Origin of the sequence: Burkholderia cenocepacia (assembly GCF_014211915.1) — a bacterium.
GTDB lineage: Bacteria > Pseudomonadota > Gammaproteobacteria > Burkholderiales > Burkholderiaceae > Burkholderia > Burkholderia orbicola.
The window spans coordinates 858,436-877,329 of sequence record NZ_CP060041.1 but is presented as its reverse complement, the minus strand read 5'-3'; the positions used below and the strand labels follow the sequence as shown (position 1 = coordinate 877,329).

At 64.3% G+C, this 18,894-nt stretch carries 20 protein-coding genes; 15 read left to right on the top strand and 5 right to left on the bottom strand.

What is annotated here, in order from left to right:
- The first annotated feature begins 255 nt into the window (after positions 1 to 255).
- Together SY91_RS33125 and trpS are read left to right on the top strand one after the other, a co-directional pair.
- A complete protein-coding gene (locus SY91_RS33125) occupies positions 256 to 411 on the top strand; it encodes a hypothetical protein (protein WP_006481299.1) in 156 nt (51 codons plus the stop codon).
- A 209-nt stretch (positions 412 to 620) separates the two neighbouring features.
- Positions 621 to 1,634 (top strand): tryptophan--tRNA ligase, encoded by a 1,014-nt coding sequence (trpS, locus tag SY91_RS33120; RefSeq protein WP_185921473.1) that lies wholly within the window; start codon positions 621 to 623, stop codon positions 1,632 to 1,634.
- A gap of 185 nt (positions 1,635 to 1,819) precedes the next feature.
- On the opposite strand, the gene SY91_RS33115 is transcribed toward trpS, so the two are convergent.
- The 3 genes from SY91_RS33115 to SY91_RS33105 all read right to left on the bottom strand — a co-directional run bounded on the left by SY91_RS33115 (position 1,820) and on the right by SY91_RS33105 (position 4,051).
- A complete protein-coding gene (locus SY91_RS33115) occupies positions 1,820 to 2,482 on the bottom strand; it encodes an amino acid ABC transporter permease (RefSeq protein WP_006481301.1) in 663 nt (220 codons plus the stop codon).
- 27 nt (positions 2,483 to 2,509) lie between these two features.
- Positions 2,510 to 3,160 (bottom strand): amino acid ABC transporter permease, encoded by a 651-nt coding sequence (locus SY91_RS33110; RefSeq protein WP_034175498.1) that lies wholly within the window; start codon positions 3,158 to 3,160, stop codon positions 2,510 to 2,512.
- 63 nt (positions 3,161 to 3,223) lie between these two features.
- A complete protein-coding gene (locus tag SY91_RS33105; RefSeq protein WP_006481303.1) occupies positions 3,224 to 4,051 on the bottom strand; it encodes a transporter substrate-binding domain-containing protein in 828 nt (275 codons plus the stop codon).
- Positions 4,052 to 4,085: 34 nt separating this feature from the next.
- Here SY91_RS33105 and SY91_RS33100 point away from each other — a divergent pair, with 34 nt between their 5' ends.
- The 13 genes from SY91_RS33100 to SY91_RS33040 all read left to right on the top strand — a co-directional run bounded on the left by SY91_RS33100 (position 4,086) and on the right by SY91_RS33040 (position 17,261).
- On the top strand, positions 4,086 to 4,421 hold the full coding sequence (locus SY91_RS33100) for a hypothetical protein (protein ID WP_124478290.1): 336 nt from the start codon (positions 4,086 to 4,088) through the stop codon (positions 4,419 to 4,421).
- A 97-nt stretch (positions 4,422 to 4,518) separates the two neighbouring features.
- The gene (locus tag SY91_RS33095) at positions 4,519 to 5,457 is read left to right on the top strand and encodes a LysR family transcriptional regulator (RefSeq protein ID WP_027812229.1); all 939 of its coding nucleotides are present in this window, start codon (positions 4,519 to 4,521) and stop codon (positions 5,455 to 5,457) included.
- 102 nt (positions 5,458 to 5,559) lie between these two features.
- Positions 5,560 to 6,708, top strand: coding sequence for an SRPBCC family protein (locus SY91_RS33090; protein ID WP_077180488.1), 1,149 nt, complete (start codon positions 5,560 to 5,562; stop codon positions 6,706 to 6,708).
- A gap of 49 nt (positions 6,709 to 6,757) precedes the next feature.
- The gene (locus SY91_RS33085) at positions 6,758 to 7,936 is read left to right on the top strand and encodes an ABC transporter ATP-binding protein (protein WP_185921472.1); all 1,179 of its coding nucleotides are present in this window, start codon (positions 6,758 to 6,760) and stop codon (positions 7,934 to 7,936) included.
- A gap of 2 nt (positions 7,937 to 7,938) precedes the next feature.
- On the top strand, positions 7,939 to 9,003 hold the full coding sequence (locus SY91_RS33080) for an ABC transporter substrate-binding protein (RefSeq protein ID WP_077180489.1): 1,065 nt from the start codon (positions 7,939 to 7,941) through the stop codon (positions 9,001 to 9,003).
- Between the two features lie 87 nt (positions 9,004 to 9,090).
- Positions 9,091 to 10,338, top strand: a complete 1,248-nt coding sequence (locus tag SY91_RS33075; protein ID WP_050766545.1) for an ABC transporter permease — start codon at positions 9,091 to 9,093, stop codon at positions 10,336 to 10,338.
- 25 nt (positions 10,339 to 10,363) lie between these two features.
- Positions 10,364 to 11,197 carry an ABC transporter permease gene (locus tag SY91_RS33070; RefSeq protein ID WP_185921471.1) on the top strand — a complete coding sequence of 278 codons (834 nt, stop codon included), beginning with the start codon at positions 10,364 to 10,366 and terminating at the stop codon, positions 11,195 to 11,197.
- A gap of 405 nt (positions 11,198 to 11,602) precedes the next feature.
- Positions 11,603 to 12,955: a flavin-containing monooxygenase gene (locus SY91_RS33065; protein ID WP_185921470.1), complete on the top strand. Its 1,353-nt coding sequence runs from the start codon at positions 11,603 to 11,605 to the stop codon at positions 12,953 to 12,955.
- Between the two features lie 58 nt (positions 12,956 to 13,013).
- A complete protein-coding gene (locus SY91_RS33060) occupies positions 13,014 to 13,460 on the top strand; it encodes a RidA family protein (protein ID WP_006481310.1) in 447 nt (148 codons plus the stop codon).
- 1 nt (position 13,461) lies between these two features.
- Positions 13,462 to 14,139 (top strand): DUF1028 domain-containing protein, encoded by a 678-nt coding sequence (locus SY91_RS33055; protein WP_185921469.1) that lies wholly within the window; start codon positions 13,462 to 13,464, stop codon positions 14,137 to 14,139.
- Positions 14,132 to 15,316, top strand: coding sequence for an acetylornithine deacetylase (argE, locus tag SY91_RS33050; RefSeq protein WP_185921468.1), 1,185 nt, complete (start codon positions 14,132 to 14,134; stop codon positions 15,314 to 15,316). Before SY91_RS33055 ends, argE begins: the two co-directional genes overlap by 8 nt.
- A gap of 188 nt (positions 15,317 to 15,504) precedes the next feature.
- Complete coding sequence (locus tag SY91_RS33045; RefSeq protein WP_034175613.1) at positions 15,505 to 16,383, top strand: amino acid ABC transporter ATP-binding protein; 879 nt, start codon at positions 15,505 to 15,507, stop codon at positions 16,381 to 16,383.
- A gap of 155 nt (positions 16,384 to 16,538) precedes the next feature.
- Positions 16,539 to 17,261: a class II aldolase and adducin N-terminal domain-containing protein gene (locus tag SY91_RS33040; RefSeq protein ID WP_034175501.1), complete on the top strand. Its 723-nt coding sequence runs from the start codon at positions 16,539 to 16,541 to the stop codon at positions 17,259 to 17,261.
- Positions 17,262 to 17,326: 65 nt separating this feature from the next.
- On the opposite strand, the gene SY91_RS33035 is transcribed toward SY91_RS33040, so the two are convergent.
- Both SY91_RS33035 and SY91_RS33030 read right to left on the bottom strand, forming a co-directional pair.
- On the bottom strand, positions 17,327 to 17,740 hold the full coding sequence (locus SY91_RS33035; RefSeq protein WP_124478286.1) for a VOC family protein: 414 nt from the start codon (positions 17,738 to 17,740) through the stop codon (positions 17,327 to 17,329).
- 93 nt (positions 17,741 to 17,833) lie between these two features.
- Positions 17,834 to 18,754, bottom strand: a complete 921-nt coding sequence (locus tag SY91_RS33030; protein ID WP_185921467.1) for a bestrophin family protein — start codon at positions 18,752 to 18,754, stop codon at positions 17,834 to 17,836.
- Positions 18,755 to 18,894: the final 140 nt, after the last annotated feature.

The window sequence follows — 18,894 nt, the reverse complement described above, 5'->3', positions numbered from 1 at the left end:
CGGCCCGTCCGTCCCCACAATTCTTGACTATGCCCCCGCCGCCGAACTGGTACGATGCCGGTCGCCTCGGCATAGAAAACGGGTATTTGATCGCCCCCTATTTATTGCCTTGCGACCGGACGATCCTGCCGTCTCGCAGCGGCAAGAGGCCCGCGAAACGGCATCCAGCCCGCTCAAGAACCCCGCAACACCCCGGCTCGCCCCGCGCGACCCGTTGCAGTAACCGTTGGAGTGGCGCACCCCGCGCCTGCAAGCATGAAGAAATCGAAGCAGCCCACCCGTCCCCCACGCGACAAAGACCGCACGCCGCTCGTACGCGCCGGCGCGTGGCTGCTGATGGCCGGCCTGCTGTATTTGCTGTGGCCGTCCGCCGAAACCGCCTACCTCGCGATGGAGTCGGTGATCCGCTGACGCGCGCGGCCAACCGCACACTACGCTATACTGCCGCGATGGAAACCCGACCTGCCTCGCCGATCGTGCATTGCTGGTGGCGCGCCTGACCCAGGCGGCCCGTTTCCTTTTGCATGTCCCAAACGTGATGCCGCCAGCCATGGCGGCATTTGCGTTTCTGCGCTGACGTCATGGCTGGCGGCTTCGACAACCCGGAGCCAACGACGACCATGACGCAACCCACCCGCCCGACCATCCTCACCGGCGACCGCACGACCGGTCCGCTGCACCTCGGCCACTACATCGGCTCGCTGCGCGCACGCGTGCAGATGCAGCACGAGGCGACGCAATTCCTGCTGCTCGCCGATACGCAGGCGCTGACCGACAACATGGGCCGCCGCCAGCGCGTCACTGAAAACGTGATCGAGGTCGCGCTCGACTATCTCGCCGTCGGCATCGATCCGGCGATCTCGACGATCGTCGTGCAGTCGCAGGTGCCCGAGCTTGCCGAACTGTCGCAATACCTGCTCAACCTCGTCACGGTCGCGCGCCTCGAACGCAATCCGACCATCAAGGAAGAAATCCGCCTGCGCGGGTTCGAACGCGACATCCCGGCCGGCTTCCTGACCTACCCGGTGAGCCAGGCAGCCGACATCACCGCGTTCAAGGCGACCCACGTGCCGGTCGGCGACGATCAGTTGCCGATGATCGAGCAGACCAACGAACTCGTGCGCCGCTTCAACGCGACCGTCGAGCAGCCGGTGCTGGTCGAGTGCGAGGCCGTGCTGTCGGCGGTCACGCGGCTGCCGGGGATCGACGGCAAGGCGAAGATGAGCAAGTCGCTCGGCAACGCGATCACGCTCGGCTCGACGCCGGACGAGATCGCGCAGGCCGTGAAGGACATGTACACGGACCCGAACCACCTGCGCGTGAGCGACCCGGGCCAGATCGAGGGCAACGTCGTGTTCACGTTCCTCGATGCGTTCGAGCCGGACGTGGCGAAGGTCGACGAGCTGAAGGCGCACTATCGCCGCGGCGGCCTCGGCGACAGCGTCGTCAAGCGCGTGCTGAACGAGCGGCTGCAGGCGTTGATCGAGCCGATCCGTACGCGCCGTCGCGAGTTCGAGGCCGACAAGGCCGAAGTGATGGCGATCCTGAAACGCGGCACGCTGCATGCACGGGAAGTGGCGGGAGCGACGCTCGCGGAGGTGAAGGGGGCGATGGGGTTGACGTATTTCGATTGAGCGGCGATGCCGGCGTGCATTGCACCCACCGCGCCATGCACGCCCGACATGAACATCGACAGGGAGCGTAACCGGCAACGATTCGAACACCTTCCGTCGCGGGCATTCCGTCGAAGCAAAAGATCGGCTGCGCGATGCTGCAATCGGCCCGGATCAAGGGAAGCAAAGCGACGCGGTGTATCGCATCATGCAAGCCGTCGCGCGACGCGACGCTCGACGGCCGTGCCGGCCCACGTCGCCATTTCGACAAGCAACAGGTAGCACACGGATAGTGCGAGCAATGTCTCGACGAACGCGAAGCTCGCCGAGCCGATACCGGTCAGCACGAATGTCAGTTCCGGTACGGTGACGATCGACAGGACGGCGGTTTCCTTGCTCAGCACGATGGCCAGATTGGTGAGCGCCGGCAGGATCAGCACCATCATCTGCGGCAATTGCACGCGAAAGGTCGTTTGCCAGCGGCTCAGGCCGAGACAGGATGCCGCTTCGACATGCCCCTGCGGCACGGCTGAAAATCCGGAACGAAATGCCTCGGTGAAATAGGCACCCGCATAGAGCGCAAGGCCGACCACACCTGCCGTCAACGGATCGAACGTCAATCCGAATGCCGGGCCGCCGTAGTACAGCAGAAAGAGCTGCACGAGAAACGGCGTGCCGCGGAACAGCTCCACATAGACGCGAATCGCCGCGCGTACGAAGCGGCCGCCCGCCTGCTGCGCAAGCGCCGCACCGAAACCGATCGCCGCCCCGGCGAGCGTACTGGCCGCCCAGGTCGCCACGGTCATCGCGAGACCCGCGCCGATCTCCGGCAAGTTGTTCACGAGTACATCGGGATGGAAAGTCAGCATGAGGGTCTCCGGCAAGTCACTGACGCGTCATGCCGCGCGCAGGCGTCGCTCCGCGCCATGCGCGATCAATGCCAGCGAACCGCAGAGCAGAAAATAGATCATCCCGGCCGCAACATAAGCCTCGAGCGGCTGATACGTGCTGGCGGCGATGTTCTGCGCGGTTCGCGTGATCTCCGCCACCCCGACCACGGAGACGAGCGACGACGCCTTGATCAGCAGCACCATTTCGTTGACGAGCGAGGGCAGAGTCATCCGCACGGCCTGCGGCACCTGGATCCTCCACAGACGATCTGTTGCCGAGAACCCGAGCATCGTCGCCGCCTCGAGCTGGCCCTTCGGGAGATTCGCGAATCCGCCACGGAGAATTTCGGCGATATACGCGGCAGAGCACAGCGACACGGCACTGACGGCCGCCATCACGGGCGGCACATTGAGGCCCACGAACGGCAGGAAGTAGTAGACGAGCAGCAGTTGCACGAGCAGCGGCACCCCGCGAAACACCCGGACATACGCACCGGCAGCGGTACGAATCGCAACGTGCGGTGCAAGCCGTCCGCAGCAGACCACGAGGCCGATGCAGAAGCCGAGCACCAGCCCGGCTGCGGAGACTTCGAGCGTCATCAGCGCCGCGTGGAACAGCAACGGCAGGCCGTCGATGAAGGTGTTCAGGCTGAACATGGCAGGTTGCCCGGTAGGGTTGCCCGGCGGTAGCGTATCGATGCTGCTGCCCGGACGTGGCACTCAATAGTTCGGCGTGGGCATCTCGGCCGGCATTGCGGTCGCAACGCCGAGCCATTTGTGCTGCAGTGTCGCAAGCGTGCCGTTCTTGTTCAACGCGACGAGCGCCGCGTTGAACGCATTGGCCAGCGACGCGCTGTCCGCATCCTTGCGCAGCGCATAGGCGAAGTAGACTTTTGCGCCGAACGCGGGTTGCACCACCGAGAACACCGCCGGGCGCTGCTTCGCGACATACGCGATGTTGGTCAGCGAGTTGGCGACGGCGACGATGCGCCCGGTTGCGAGGTCTGCATACGCCTGGTTGTTGTCGACGTATTCGCGGATCGTCGGCGGCTTCGGCAGCGTCGCCGCGTAGCTCTTCAACTGCTCGAGCTGCGCGCTGCCCTTGCCTGCGCCAACCACTTTACCCGCGATATCGGCAGAGGTCTTGAGACTGCCGTCGCCGGTTCGCTTCAGCAATGCATCGGTGGCTTCCGCGATCGGCAACGAGAACGCATAGCGCTCCATGCGCGCCTTCGTGACGGTCAGCGGCCCCGCGACCATGTCGAACTTGCCCGCGTCGAGCCCGGGCAGCACGCTTTCCCACGGCAGATCGATGAAGCGTACTTTCACGCCGATGATCTGGCCCACGGCCGCGAACAGCGCCTTGTTGAAGCCGGCCTGCTGGCCGTTTTCGAGGAAATCGAACGGCGCGAACTGCATTTCGGTCCCCACCACCAGCTCGCCGTGCTGCTTGACGCGATCGAGCAGGCTCTCGGCATGTGCGGCCACGCTGGCTGCCGCGAGGATCAATGCCACGAACAGCGAAGTACAGGACTTGGATCGTTTCATCTGACGTGTTCCGTTCGAATCGAAAAGTGACTGGATGACCGGATTGACGCCTGCCCGGTCATCGCCCGGCGCATCCGCCGTCAACGCAATTTATGCGGTCAATTTATCGCCAGAAATATTGTTTTCCGATCCACCGAAAAGCTTTTCCCTATGCACGCTGTTTTCAACGACGCTGCGCCGCCTCGCGGTGTCGGCGACGCGTATCGCACATACCGTCAATCGTCTGCCGATTCATTGCGTGGTGAACGGCTTGCACGGTTTTGTCGCGCCATGCACCAGCGCGACTCATCCCTCTGATCACACGGTGCACGAACAGAAGTATCGACGCCGTCCCTCGAACGCCCGCGCCAATACGCATGGGAAAAAATGATGCAGATTTTCGATAAGCCTCTTTTTGACTATGCAAAATGGCAGCGCGCCTCGCGTTGCGAGCCGTTTCCGATCCGATACTTTGCGAGCCACGCTTCATGGAAAACATTGCGTTGCGCTATTCGTTGCGCCAATTGCGCTACTTCGTGGTCACCGCGGAAACACTGTCGTTTACCGCCGCCGCACGCCAGTTGCACATCTCCCAGCCGTCGATCTCCACATCGATAGGCGAACTGGAATCTTCATTCGGCATTCAGCTCTTTATCCGCCATCGTGCGAGCGGCGTGTCGTTGACGCCCGCGGGACGCGACGTGCTCGGTCAGGTTCGCAACCTGCTGAAAAACGCGGAAGAACTGCAGACGATGGCACGCGAGATGGATGGCGGCATGTCCGGCACGATCGCACTGGGCTGCCTCGTCTCGCTGGCGCCGCCGTTGATGCCGGCATTGATGAGCCGCTTCGTTTCCGAGCACAGCGGTATCGGCTTCCGCACGATGGAGGCAAACCAGGACGACCTGCTGTCGGCACTGAGCAACGGCACGCTGGACATGGCGCTCACTTATAGCCTCGATATTGCCGACGACATTTCGTTCACGCCGCTCGTCACGCTACCGCCGTATGCCATTCTGCCGCTCGAACACAAGCTCGCTCGCAGCAAGAAAGTTGCCCTCGCCGATTTGCTCAACGAACCGTATGTTCTGCTCGACCTGCCGCACAGTCGCGAGTACTTTGCCGGATTGTTCGATCCGCTTGGCCGCCGCCCGTCGCCGACGTTCCGTTCCTCGCAGCCGGAAGTCGTGCGCGGCATGGTGGCCAACGGCCTCGGCTACAGCATCCTGAACTTCCCGCTTCGTTCGACCCGCACCGTCGATGGTGCGACTTTCGCGGTCCGTCCGTTTCGCGACGAGGTCGCGGCGATCACCCTCGGCATCGCGATGTCGCGCAGCATGAAACCCCGCCAGCTCGTCACGCGCTTCGCGCAATTCTGCGAAACCTACATCCCTCAGGTGCACGTCCAGGCAACCCCGACTGCATAGGGAAAAACTTCTTGTTGCATCCGAAAAGAATATTTCGACTCTTTATTGGACTTGTTAAATTGGTCTTCAATGTGATCGGTTTCAACGTTTCCAGGAGGCACGATGCGTTCCATCCCTACGGCAGCGCCGTCTATCGACGTGATCGTCCGCGACCTGAAAACCAATTGTGAACGCGACTTCGGCGACGCTCGTGCGATGCCGCCGGGAGTCTACACATCACCCGAATTCCTCGAGCGGGAACAGCAAACCCTCTTTCGCAACGAATGGCTGTGCATGGGCCGCGCGAGCGCACTGCCGAATCCGGGCGACTACCTGACCGCGGAGATCGCCGGCCAGCCGATTATCGTGATCCGCCGCGACGACGGCACACTGCGTGCAATGTCGAACGTATGCCTCCACCGCATGTCCACCCTGCTCGAAGGCCGGGGCAATGTGCGCCGGATCGTTTGTCCGTATCACGCGTGGAATTACTCGCTGGACGGCGATCTGCGCGCTGCACCGATGATGGACAGGCAGGACGGTTTCTGTAAGGACAGCTACAAGCTTCCGCAGGTTCGCTGCGAGATCTGGCAGGGCTGGGTCTACGTCACGCTCAATGAGGAGGCGTCACCTGTCGCCGCCCGATTGAAGGAGCTCGACGAATTGATCGTCAATTACGACATGGCGTCGTATGTCGAGACCTTCCACGAAGAACACGTGTGGGACACCAACTGGAAGATCCTCGCGGAAAATTTCATGGAGAGCTATCACCTGCCGATGCTGCATCGCGCGACGGTGGGCCCGCATTCGAGGCTCGACGAGATGGAGTGCCCGCCCGGACTTCCTGCATTCAACTATCACTGGATCACGAAAGAGGCCTCGCTGCCGATCGGCAATGCGCATCCGGACAATACCCGCCTGCAAGGCCAATGGCGCAAGACGACAGCGCTCCTCGCGATCTACCCGACCCATCTCGTCACGCTGACGCCGGGCTATTTCTGGTATCTCGTGCTTCAGCCGCTGGGCGTGGATCGCGTGCATATCCGCTTCGGCGGCGGCCTGTCGCCGGAATTCATCGACGACCCGAAGGCAGCCGAATACATGGCGGCGCTGAAGAAGCTGCTCGACGAAGTCAATCTCGAAGACCGGCGCGGCGTCGAGGCCGTGTTCCGCGGCGTGCATGCCCCGCTTGCGAAGCCCGGTCACCTGAGTCATCTGGAACGGCCGAACTACGACTTCGCGCGCTATCTGGCGTCGCACGTCGCCGTCTGAAGCCGCACGCAAACGACTCGCCACCCACGTCACCTCATTGAAGCTCACGATGACCAGTCAACCCTACATTTCGTTCGTCGGCGTCAGCAAGTCCTACGACAGCCGGCATGCGGTTGTCGACGGTCTCGATCTCGACATCGCCCGGGGTGAATTCGTCTCGCTGCTGGGACCGTCCGGCTCCGGCAAGACCACCACGCTGATGATGCTCGCCGGTTTCGAGACCCCGACCGACGGCACCATCCTGCTCGACGGTCATCGCCTCGACGACAAGCCGCCGCACCAGCGCGACATCGGCATGGTGTTCCAGAACTACGCGCTGTTCCCGCACCTGACGATCGCCGAGAACGTCGCGTTTCCGCTATCGGTGCGCAAGACCGCTCGCGAGGAGCGCAAACAGCGCGTGCAACGCGCGCTCGACATGGTGGAGTTGTCGCATCTCGCATCGCGACGTCCCGCGCAGTTGTCGGGCGGCCAGCAGCAGCGCGTTGCGCTGGCCCGCGCACTGGTATTCGAGCCTCGCGTGGTGCTGATGGACGAACCGCTCGGCGCGCTCGACAAACGGCTCCGCGAAACGATGCAGTACGAAATCATGCGGCTGCATCGCGATCTGTCGCTCACGATCGTCTATGTGACGCACGATCAGAACGAAGCGCTGACCATGTCGAATCGCGTCGCCGTGTTCTCCGACGGACGCATCCAGCAGGCCGCGACGCCGACCGAGCTGTACGAAAACGCGCAGAACGCCTTCGTCGCGAACTTCGTCGGCGAGAACAACGGTCTCGCCGGGCGCGTCAGCGCGCTCGATGGCGAATGGGCCGTGCTTCAGCTTCGTGGCGGTATCACGATCCGCGGTCGCCGCGGCAACCAGGTCGAGGCAGGCGACGACGCCACGCTCGCGCTGCGCCCCGAGCGCGCGCAGGTACTCGGTATCGCCGAAACCGCGAACGTGCCGGCGGGATCGAACGCACTCGCCGCGACCGTGCGCGACATCGTGTATTGCGGCGATCATCATCGCGTGCAGCTGCAACTCGACAGCGGCGACACGATGGTCGTCAAGGTCCCCAACACGCGCCTCGTCGCGCTGCCGCCGATCGGCGCAACCGCGACGATCGTATGGCGCCCGGACGACTGCAAGGTGCTGTCGCCATCCGCCATCCCCCGCGTCGCAAGCTCCGCCGTTCGCTTACCCATCCCGCCTGTTGCCGTGCCCATCGCCTCTGGAGCCTGATAATGCAAAACCCTCGCTACGCGTCCCTGCCCCGCACGATCGCGGCTGTCGCCGCACTCGGCGCCTTTTCCGCGCTGTCTGCCGCTCACGCCGCGGATACGCTGTCCGTCGTGACATTCGGCGGCGCCTATGAAACGGCCGCTCGCCACGCATGGTTCGAGCCGTTCACCGCGAAGACCGGCACCCAGTTCCAGACCGAGTCGTACGACGGCGGCCTGGCCAAGCTGCAGGCCATGGAACAGGCGAAGAACCCGACTTGGGACCTGATCGACATGGAGACCAACGACGCGATCAACGCCTGCGACGAAGGTCTGCTCGACAAGCTGGACAGCAAGACGATCGGCAACACGTCGGATTTCCTGCCGGGCGCGCTGCGCGAATGCTCGGTGGCCGCGATGGTCTGGTCGACCGTGTATGCGTACGATGCGTCCAAGCTGAAGACCGCCCCGACCCGCATCGCGGACTTCTTCGACCTGAAGAAATTCCCGGGCAAGCGCGGCCTGAGAAAGTCGCCGAAGGTCACGCTCGAATGGGCGCTGGTCGCCGACGGCGTGGCCCCGGCCGACGTCTACAAGGTGCTCGCGACCCCGGCCGGCGTCGACCGTGCGTTTGCGAAGCTCGATACGATCAAGTCGAACATCGTGTGGTGGGAAGCCGGTGCGCAAGCCCCGCAGTTGCTCGCGGACGGCGCGGTGACGATGGTGCAGGCCTACAACGGCCGCATCGACAGCGCCGTTCACCAGGACAAGAAGCCGTTCAAGATCGTCTGGGACGCGCAGGTGTACGACTATGAATGGTGGGGTGTGCCGAAGGGTGCGAAGCACGCCGCGGCCGCGAAGCAGTTCATCGCTGCATCGGCGCAGCCGCAGGCATACGCGGATCTGTCGAAGTACATCGCTTACGCGCCGCCGCGCAAGGCATCGTTGCCGCTGATCGACAAGGCCCGCCTTGCCGACCTGCCGACCGCGCCCGCCAACTTCAAGCGACCGATCCAGATCGACGCGAACTTCTGGGCCGACAGCGGCGATGCGCTGACCAAGCGCTTCCAGACATGGCTCGGCCAGTAATGCGCCGCTCCATGACGTCGTAGTGGTATTACGCGACGCGTCCCGTGCCGGGCGCGTCGCTCCGGAGTCCCGATGAACAACTCGTCAATGCTTCCCATGACGGCGGCAGGCCCCGCGCTCGCGACAGAGCACGCCGTCAAATACCGGCAGGCGCGGCGCAAGGCGGCGTTACGCGCGCTGCTGCTGACGCTGCCCCTGCTCGTGTTCCTGCTCGCCACGTTCATCGCGCCGATTGCTTCGCTGCTGGCCCGCAGCGTGCGCAATCCGGAACTGTCCGGCGCGATGCCGTCGTTCGCGCAAACGCTGCGACACTGGGACGGCCACGGCGTGCCGGACGAGCCGGTGTTCGCCGCCCTCGCCGGCGGACTGAAAAGCGCCGGCGACGCCGGCACGCTCGGCGACGTGGCGCGCCGGATGAACTTCTACCAGCCCGAGTTCCGCACGCTGCTGCTGAAGTCGGCACGCACGGTACGCGCTCAGGATGCGGTCACGGCATGGAAGCCCGTCCTGCTGGCCGCCGACGAGCGCTGGAGCCAGCCCGAAACCTGGCGCCTGCTGAAACGCGCGGCATCGTCGTGGACGCCGGACTATCTGTTGAACGGGCTCGACGCACAGGTATCCCCCGACGGCGCCGTCCATTCGGTGCCTGCGAACAGCGTGGTCTACCGCACCGCGTTCATGCGCACGGTGTCGATCAGCGCCACGGTCACGCTGCTGTGCCTGCTGCTCGCGTACCCGGTATCGTGGCTGCTCGCCAACCTGCCTGCGAAGCAGGGCAACCTGCTGATGCTGTTCGTGATCGTGCCGTTCTGGACCTCGCTGCTGGTCCGCACGACCGCGTGGTACGTACTGCTGCAACCGGGCGGCGTGGTCAACCGCGTGCTGCTCGCGCTGCATGTCGTCGACCATCCGCTGCCGTTGATCTTCAACCGCGCCGGGGTGCTGATCGGCATGACGCACGTGCTGTTGCCCTACATGATTCTCGCGATTTACTCGGTGATGAAAAGCGTGCCGCCGATCTACATGCGCGCCGCGCAATCGCTCGGGGCGCACCCGGTCGTCGCGTTCTTTCGCGTGTACGTGCCCCAGACGCTGCCGGGCATCGGCGCCGGGTGCTTTCTCGTGTTCGTGCTGGCGCTCGGTTACTACATTACGCCCGCCCTGCTCGGCGGTGCAGGCGACGAGATGATCAGCCAGCTGATCGCGTCGCAAACCAACGATCTGCTCAACTGGGGGCTGGCCGGTGCGCTGTCCGCGTATCTCGTGATCTTCACCGCCGTGTTCTATTTCATCTTCAACCGGCTCGTCGGCATCGACCGGCTCCGGTTCGGCTGACGCCCGGCGTCACTGGAGCCGCATCGTGTCCGTGAATCCCAACAGCCTGCCGTCGACGCGCATTGCCACTGCCGGTGTGCGCATCCACTGCGCGATCGTGCTGTTCTTCCTGGTTGCGCCGATCCTCGTGATCATTCCGCTGTCGTTCAATTCGGGCTCGTATTTTTCATACCCGATGGAAGGCTTCTCGCTGCGCTGGTACGCGCAGGCATTCGGAAGCCCTGACTGGCAGCGGGCATTTCTGAACAGCATGGCCATCGGCGCGGCGTCGACCGCGATTGCAACGAGTCTCGGCACGCTCGCCGCGATCGGTCTCGCGCGCGACAACTTTCCGTTCCGCTCGCTGATCATGCCGATCCTGATTTCGCCCATGATCATACCGATCATCGTGGTCGCGGCCGGCTTCTATCTGATCTTCGCGCCGCTCGGGCTCGTCAACTCCTACCCGGGTGTGATCCTTGCGCATGCGGCACTCGGCACGCCGTTTGTCGTGATTACCGTGACCGCGTCGTTGCTGTCGTTCGACCAGAGCCTGCTGCGCGCCGCCGCCAATCTCGGGGCCGCACCGTGGACGACCTTTCGCCGCGTGACGCTGCCGCTGATCCTGCCGGCGGTTGCCACTGGCGCCGTGTTCGCATTCGCGACGTCGTTCGACGAAGTGATCGTGATCCTCTTCATCGGCGGTCCCGATCAACGCACCGTGCCTCGGCAGATGTGGAGCGGTATTCGCGACCAGATCGATCCGTCGATCCTCGCCGTCGCCACCGTGTTGATCGTGTTCGCGATTCTGCTCTTCACCAGCATCAACTGGCTGCGTGGCCGCGCGCAGGCCTCGAGCGCGGCGCGCGAAGCGGCCTAGCCGCCGTCTGCCGCGCAGGTGGAAGTCACCCTGAGCCAATGCCGTCGGTGTCGTACGTTGGGTTGCGTCCGCCTCCTTCCTTTTCCCTGATTCGATGGCGACCCCGGCGTCTTTTTGCCGCGGCCACGCGCCTGCGTTCCGTTCATTACCGGTCGATACGCACGCATCTGCATAGGCAAACCGGATGCAATTCATTTTTTAAATATATTTTTCAGATTCAGTGTACCGGCGTAGATTTTCTTCAACACGACGCACATCGCTTCGGACTACCGAGGCATTTCAGATTCTGCGCCTGAACGGCGCGATTGCGTCACGCGATCGTATCGCGACCATTGCGGCAAATTGCGGTGAAACGGACTTGTCAGTCCATGAATACCAAATCGATACGCACCAGGAAGAACCAACATGACCGTCGAAGTCACATCAATCGATACGCTGGTGGTCGGCGCCGGACAGGCCGGTGTTGCGATGAGCGAACACCTCGGTGCGCTCGGCGTGCCGCATCTCGTGCTGGAACGCGATCGCATCGCGGAGCGTTGGCGCACCGCGCGCTGGGATTCGCTGGTGGCGAACGGCCCGGCATGGCATGACCGCTTTCCCAACATGCATATCCGCGGCGTCGATGCGGACGGGTTCGCAACGAAGGATCAGATGGCCGAGTATTTCGTCGACTACGCGCGCATGATCGACGCGCCGATTCGCACCGGCGTCGACGTCAAGCGCGTGGTTCGCGAGAGCGGCCGGCAGGGCTTTGTCGTCGAGACATCGGATGGCACCTTCCATGCGAACCGCGTCGTGGTCGCGACCGGCCCGTTCCAGCGCCCGGTCATTCCGGCCATCGCACCCACCGACGCGCGCCTGACGCAGATTCATTCCGCCGACTACCGCAATCCCGCGCAACTACCCGCCGGCAACGTGCTCGTCGTCGGCGCGGGTTCGTCGGGCGTCCAGATCGCGGCCGAACTGCAACGCTCGGGCCGTCAGGTCTATCTGTCCGTCGGTCCTCACGACCGTCCGCCGCGCGCGTATCGCGGTCGCGATTTCTGCTGGTGGCTTGGCGTACTGGGTCTGTGGGACATGGAAACGATGCGCCCCGGCCGGTCGCACGTGACGATCGCCGTGAGCGGCGCGGACGGCGGTCACACGGTCGACTTCCGCCGTCTCGCGCACGACGGTGTGACGCTGGTCGGCGTGACCCGCGCCTTCGATCGGGGCACCGTCACGTTCGAAGCGGATCTCGCGGCCAACATCGCGGCCGGCGACGAAAACTATCTGTCGCTGCTGGACGCCGCCGACGCGTACGCCGCCAGCAACGGTCTCGATCTGCCGGAGGAGCCCGAAGCACGTCGCATTCCCGCCGATCCGCCATGCCTCACCGAACCGCTCACGCAGCTCGACCTCGCCGCGGCAGGCGTCACGTCGATCATCTGGGCGACCGGCTACGCGAACGACTTCGGCTGGCTGCAGGTCGACGCCTTCGACGAGAACGGCAAGCCGAAACATCAGCGCGGCGTCGCAAGCGAGCCCGGACTCTATTTTCTCGGTCTGCCGTGGCTGTCGCGGCGCGGCTCCGCGTTCATCTGGGGCGTCTGGCACGACGCCAAACATGTGGCCGGACATATCGCGACGCAGCGCAGCTACCAGCACTATCACGAGGCCGCCGCGCAACGGAATATCCCCGCCGCGCCGCTCGCCGGCGATCATGGTGCCGAGCCGGTAGTCCCGAGCCCGATGCTGACCAGCGCCGCCGCGCACTGAACGCCCGACCGATGCGCACCGTACCGTCCACCGAACCCTCCTTCAGGAATGCATGACGATGAGCCAGCCGACCCACACCCGTATCCGGATGTTCAACACGAAAGATACCTATCCGAACCAGACGCTGGACAACGATCTGTGCCAGGCTGTCCGGGCCGGCAACACGGTCTATGTGCGCGGCCAGATCGGCACCGACTTCGACGGCAATCTGGTCGGCCTGGGCGATCCTCGCGCGCAGACCGAACAGGCCATGAAGAACGTCAAGCAACTGCTCGAGGAAGCCGGCAGCGACCTCTCGCATATCGTCAAGACCACCACGTATCTGATCGATCCGCGTTATCGCGAGCCGGTCTATCAAGTCGTCGGCAAGTGGCTCAAGGGCGTCTATCCGATCTCGACCGGCCTCGTGGTCAGCGCGCTCGGCCAGCCGGAGTGGCTGATGGAAATCGACGTCATCGCCGTGATTCCCGACAACTGGCAGCCGACCCCTGCTGCCGGAGCCTGACATGACATTCTCGATCGTCGGAAGATGCGCCGAAACCGGACAACTCGGCGTCGCAATCAGCTCCTCGAGCATCGCAGTGGGCGCACGCTGCCCGTGGGTTCGCACCGGGGCGGGCGCCGTGGCGACGCAGAACGTCACGCTGCCGTCGCTCGGCCCACAGGTGCTCGACCTGCTCGGCGACGGCGCGACCGATCCCGCGCAGGCGCTCGAAGCCGCGCTCGCCACCGATCGCTGGCGCGACTATCGGCAGGTCACGGTCGTCGATGCGCAGGGCCGCACGGCATTCCAGACCGGCGCGCAGGCGCTCGGCCTGCATCACGCGGTGGCGGGCAGACAGTGTGTCGCCGCGGGCAACATGCTCGCCAGTCAGGACGTGATCTCCACGATGGTGCCTGCATTCGAGACGACGCCCGGCCCGCTCGCCGACCGTCTGCTCGCGGCGATGCAGGCGGCGATCGACGCAGGCGGAGAAGCCGGGCCGGTGCATTCGGCCGCGTTGAAGATCGTCGATACGCAGGTATGGCCGCTCGTCGATCTGCGGGTCGACTGGACCGACGACGCCCCGATCGCGGCGCTCGCCGCGCTGTGGCATGCATACCGTCCGCAGATGCAGGACTACGTGACGCGTGCACTCGATCCGACGACCGCACCGAAATACGGCGTACCCGGCGATGAGTGACCCGACCAGCCGCACGCTGCTCGCCGAACTGATCGGCTTCGATACGGTCAGTCGGCACTCGAACCTCGCGATGATCGAGTTCATCCGCGACTATCTGGCGGGCTACGGCGTAGACAGCGAACTGTTCTACAACGACGCGCGCTGCAAGGCGAACCTGTTCGCCACGATCGGACCGCGCGAGCGCGGCGGTATCGTGCTCTCGGGTCATACGGACGTGGTGCCCGCCGACGGCCAGGCATGGACCGTCGAGCCGTTTCGGATGAGCGAACGCGACGGCCGGCTGTATGGCCGCGGCACCGCGGACATGAAGGGCTTTCTCGCGTCGGTACTGGCCGCGGTACCGATGTTCGTCGCGCGTCGATTGTCGTTGCCGATCCATCTCGCGTTCTCGTACGACGAGGAGATCGGCTGCCTCGGCGTGCGGCCGATGCTGGCCGAACTCGCGAAGCGCCCGCATCGGCCGGTGCTGTGCGTGATCGGCGAGCCGACCGAATTGAAACCGGTGCTCGGCCACAAGGGCAAACTGGCGATGCGCTGCCACGTCAAAGGCGCCGCGTGTCATTCCGCGTATGCACCGTATGGCGTCAATGCGATTCAGTATGCTTCGCGTCTGGTCAACCGGCTGGAGGAAATCGGCGAGCGCCTCGCGCAACCGGAGCATCACGACCCTCGCTTCGATCCGCCGTTCTCGACGGTCCAGACGGGTCTGATCCACGGCGGCAAGGCGTTGAACATCGTTCCCGACGCATGCGAATTCGATTTCGAGGTCCGCACGCTGCCCGGCTTCGACGGCGATGAAGTGACCAGCGAATTGCAGGCCTATGCGGAGCAACATCTGACGCCGAAGATGCGCGCGGTTCACGCGGATTGCGATATCCGGATGCAGCCGCTGTCCGCCTACCCGGGCCTGTCGACACCGGACGATGGCGACGCCGCCCGCCTGCTGTCGATGCTCAGCGGATCGAGCGCGTTCGGCACCGTTGCGTTCGGCACGGAGGGCGGACTGTTCGAGCAGGCGGGCATTCCGACCATCGTGTGCGGACCGGGCAGCATGGATCAGGGGCACAAGCCGGACGAGTTCGTGAGCATCGACCAACTGCAGGGTTGCGACGCGATGCTGCGGCGGCTGGCCGAACATCTCACCCCGTCCGAAGCGACCGATCGCGAGACTGATTGATCTCGATTCCGTCGAGCGCACCGGCGGCCACCGGCGCGCTGCATTGGAAAAACCTGCGAATGACATTCGAAAAGAGTTTTTCCCGCTCAATATTGGCCACGTAAAGTCCGCTCATCGAACTTGCGCATTGCGTCCTTCGCGTGACACGAGTGAATACGGCGCGACGACCCGAACCGATCGAGGCAATCATGAACGCAGTCAGCGACATCCCCGCAAGCGTACCCGCCGCCACGCTCGCCCGAGCGTCCGCAATGCCGCTCGTCGAAATCAAGGATTTGCACAAACGTTTCGGCGAGACCGACGTGCTGCGCGGAATCGATGTGTCGATCGCGCAATCCGAAGTGGTCTGCCTGATTGGTCCGTCCGGGTCCGGCAAGAGCACGCTGCTGCGCTGCATGGCCGCCCTCGAAACCTACGATCACGGCGAGATCCGGATCGGGGGCGAGATGCTCGGCTACGTCGAACGCAACGGCGTGCGCGTGCGCGCGTCGAACGCCGAGATCAACCGCGTGCGTCGCAACATCGGCATGGTGTTTCAGCAGTTCAACCTGTGGCCGCACATGAGCGTGCTCGGCAACGTCACCGAAGCGCTGCGGCGGGTGCGCCGCCTGCCGGTTGCCGAGGCGAACGCCATCGGCGGCCGCATGCTCGAAATGGTCGGTATGTCCCACAAGGCGGATGCCCATCCGTCGAAACTGTCCGGTGGCCAGCAGCAGCGTGTGGCGATCGCCCGCGCGTTGGCGATGGAGCCGAACCTGATGCTGTTCGACGAGCCGACCTCCGCACTGGACCCGGAACTCGTCGGCGAAGTGCTGCAGGTCATGAAACAGCTCGCGCGCGACGGGATGACGATGGTCGTCGTCACGCACGAGATGGGCTTCGCCGCCCAGATGGCCGATCGCGTCGTGTTTCTCGACCATGGCCGGATCGCGGTGAGCGGCGCGCCGGGCGAGGTGTTCCGCCGCTCCACGAACCCCCGGCTGCAGCAGTTCCTGCAGAACTATCGCGATCGCAACGCGTTCTGGAATTCGGACGATGCGACGGCCGACGCGGAAGGACCGCCCTGAGACAGCAAGCGGGTCGACGCATTGAGGCGTGGCCGGCGCTCGGCCGCCCGACCGGTCGAACCTTTTCGGCAACTCCGCTGCGCCCAACCATGAACTTGCGGCCCGCGCCCCTGCCGGCGCCCCTTTTTGAAACGCTTGCGCTCACGTACTTCGATATGAACGAAACCCGGCTTCGCACCGATCTCGCCGCCGCCTTCCGCTGCTTCGCCCGCCTCGGCATGCATGAAGCGGTCGCGAACCACTTCAGCGTCGCCGTTTCCGACGACGGCCGTCGCTTCCTGATGAACCCCAAATGGATGCACTTCTCGCGAATCCGCGCGAGCGACCTGGTGCTGCTGGATGCCGATGATCGCTCGAGCCTTGAAAACGGCAGCATCGATCCGACCGCGTGGGCAATCCATGGTCGGTTGCACCAGCAACTGCCGCACGTGCGCGTCGCCATGCACCTGCACCCCGTCCATGTCACCGCGATCTCGACGTTGTCCGATCCGACCATCCCGCCCATCGAGCAGAACACCGCTCGCTATTTCAATCGTGTCGCGCTGGACACCGCATTCTCCGGCATGGCGGATACCGAAGACGAAGGCGCCCGCCTCGTGTCGCTGCTCAAGGACAAGTCCCGTCTGCTGATGGGCAATCACGGCGTACTGGTGACCGCGCCGACGATCGGCGAGGCGTTCGACGACATGTACACGCTCGAGCGCGCGTGCCGGATTCTCGTCAACGCATACGCGACCGGCAAGCCGCTCAACGTGCTGTCCGACGAAGTGGCCGAGAAGACCGCGCGTGACTGGGAAGGCTTCCGTGACTTCTCGATCGCGCATTTCGACGAGATGAAGCGCATCCTGGACGTCGAGGAGCCGTCGTATCGGGATTGAGAAGGTGGGAATCAGCAGGCGCGGTTAATCCTGACACATTCACTGACCGCAGGGCATCGCCACCGTCACGGCCGCCCGCGCTCCGCCCCCGCCGCATGACACACGGCCTCGACCCGGTTGCCGGCCGGATCGATCAGAAAAGCCGCGTAGTAGTCGCCGTGGTACTGCGGCCGCAATCCGGGCTCGCCGTCGGACTGGCCGCCCGTCGCGAGGCCGGCCTCGAAAAACGCCTGCACCTGCTCGCGCGATGCGGCCTTGAAACACCAGTGCCGCTTGCTCGTCCCGACTTCGGCGGGATCCAGATACACCGCCAGAAAGGTCGATGCGACGTCGTTCGCATTGCAACGTTCGCCGTAACCGAGCGCAGTGGGCCGGTCGTAGACCTTTGCTGCGCCCAGCGCAGCCATGACGGCATCGTAGAAAGGGCGTGCCTGGTCGATATCCGGCACGCCGATCGACACGTGATCAAGCAATTGCATGGTGTGGGCTCCATTGAACGAGCCCGAGTCTACACACCTCTTCCCGGTTCGACCGATCAACCTTACGGGTGACTACACTACCGACCCACGCTGTCATGTGATCTGATACGTCGACGCCGGCACGAACTCCTCCGGCAGCGGCCGATCGCCGAGTTCGAGCACCGACCGCTCGATCGTACGCGTGATCGCATCGAGCGCGAGCGCATTCGGCGCGAGGCCGAACGGCTCGGCCACCTCGTTCGCGATCGCTTCGAGCGCGATCAGCGTGTAGGAAATGAACACGCAGATCAGCGGCGTGAAGAACTCCGTCGAATCGACGAGCCCGAACGGCAGCAGCACGCAATACGCATAGACGGTGCGATGGAGCAGCACGCTGTACGAAAACGGAATCGGCGTCGACAGGATGCGCTCGCAACCACCGACGGACTTGCCGAGTTCATCGAGTTGCGTCTCGAACATCCAGCACGTCGCGTCGCTGCCGGGCGCGCGCCCCAGCGCACGGACAATGCCGCCGCGCAGTTCGTCGAGGATCGCGACCGGCTTGTAGCATTTGCCCCCGAGCACGGCCGTGCGCTCCGCCCCGAGAATGCGCACCAGGTCGTCGGTGGGATCGGTGTGACGCAGCTGGTGCTTCAGCGCATATGCGAGCGCGATCAGCAGATCGGCAAGCCGGTTGCGCTCGGCGTCGCTCACGCTGTCGGGCAGGTAGCGATGCAGTTGCGACGTCACGGCACGTGCGGCGATCAGCAGGTTGCCCCACAGATGCCGCGCCTCCTTGAAGCGCTCGAAGCTCGCATTGTTGCGAAACCCGAGGAAGATCGCGAGCGCGAGCCCGAACAGCGTGAACGGCGCGGTGTTCAGCGGAATCTTCTCGCCGAAGATGCGCCCGTTCGTGAAGACCGCCAGCGTGCTGACGATCGCCATGAACACGAGCTGCGGAATGATGGATTGCAGCACGGAGCCGTTCCATACGAACAGCATCCTGAGCCAGTTCTGTCGTGGTCTGACGATCATGATGTTTTCTCGACTGCCAAAGGAATACGCAACGCAACCCGTTGCGCCCGCACCCGATGTGCAACGGCCCGCGCGTGGCGGGCCGCTTTCTATCGGGTGCCGTGCCGGGCGCCGCGCCGCGCTGCGCGTGATGATACGCA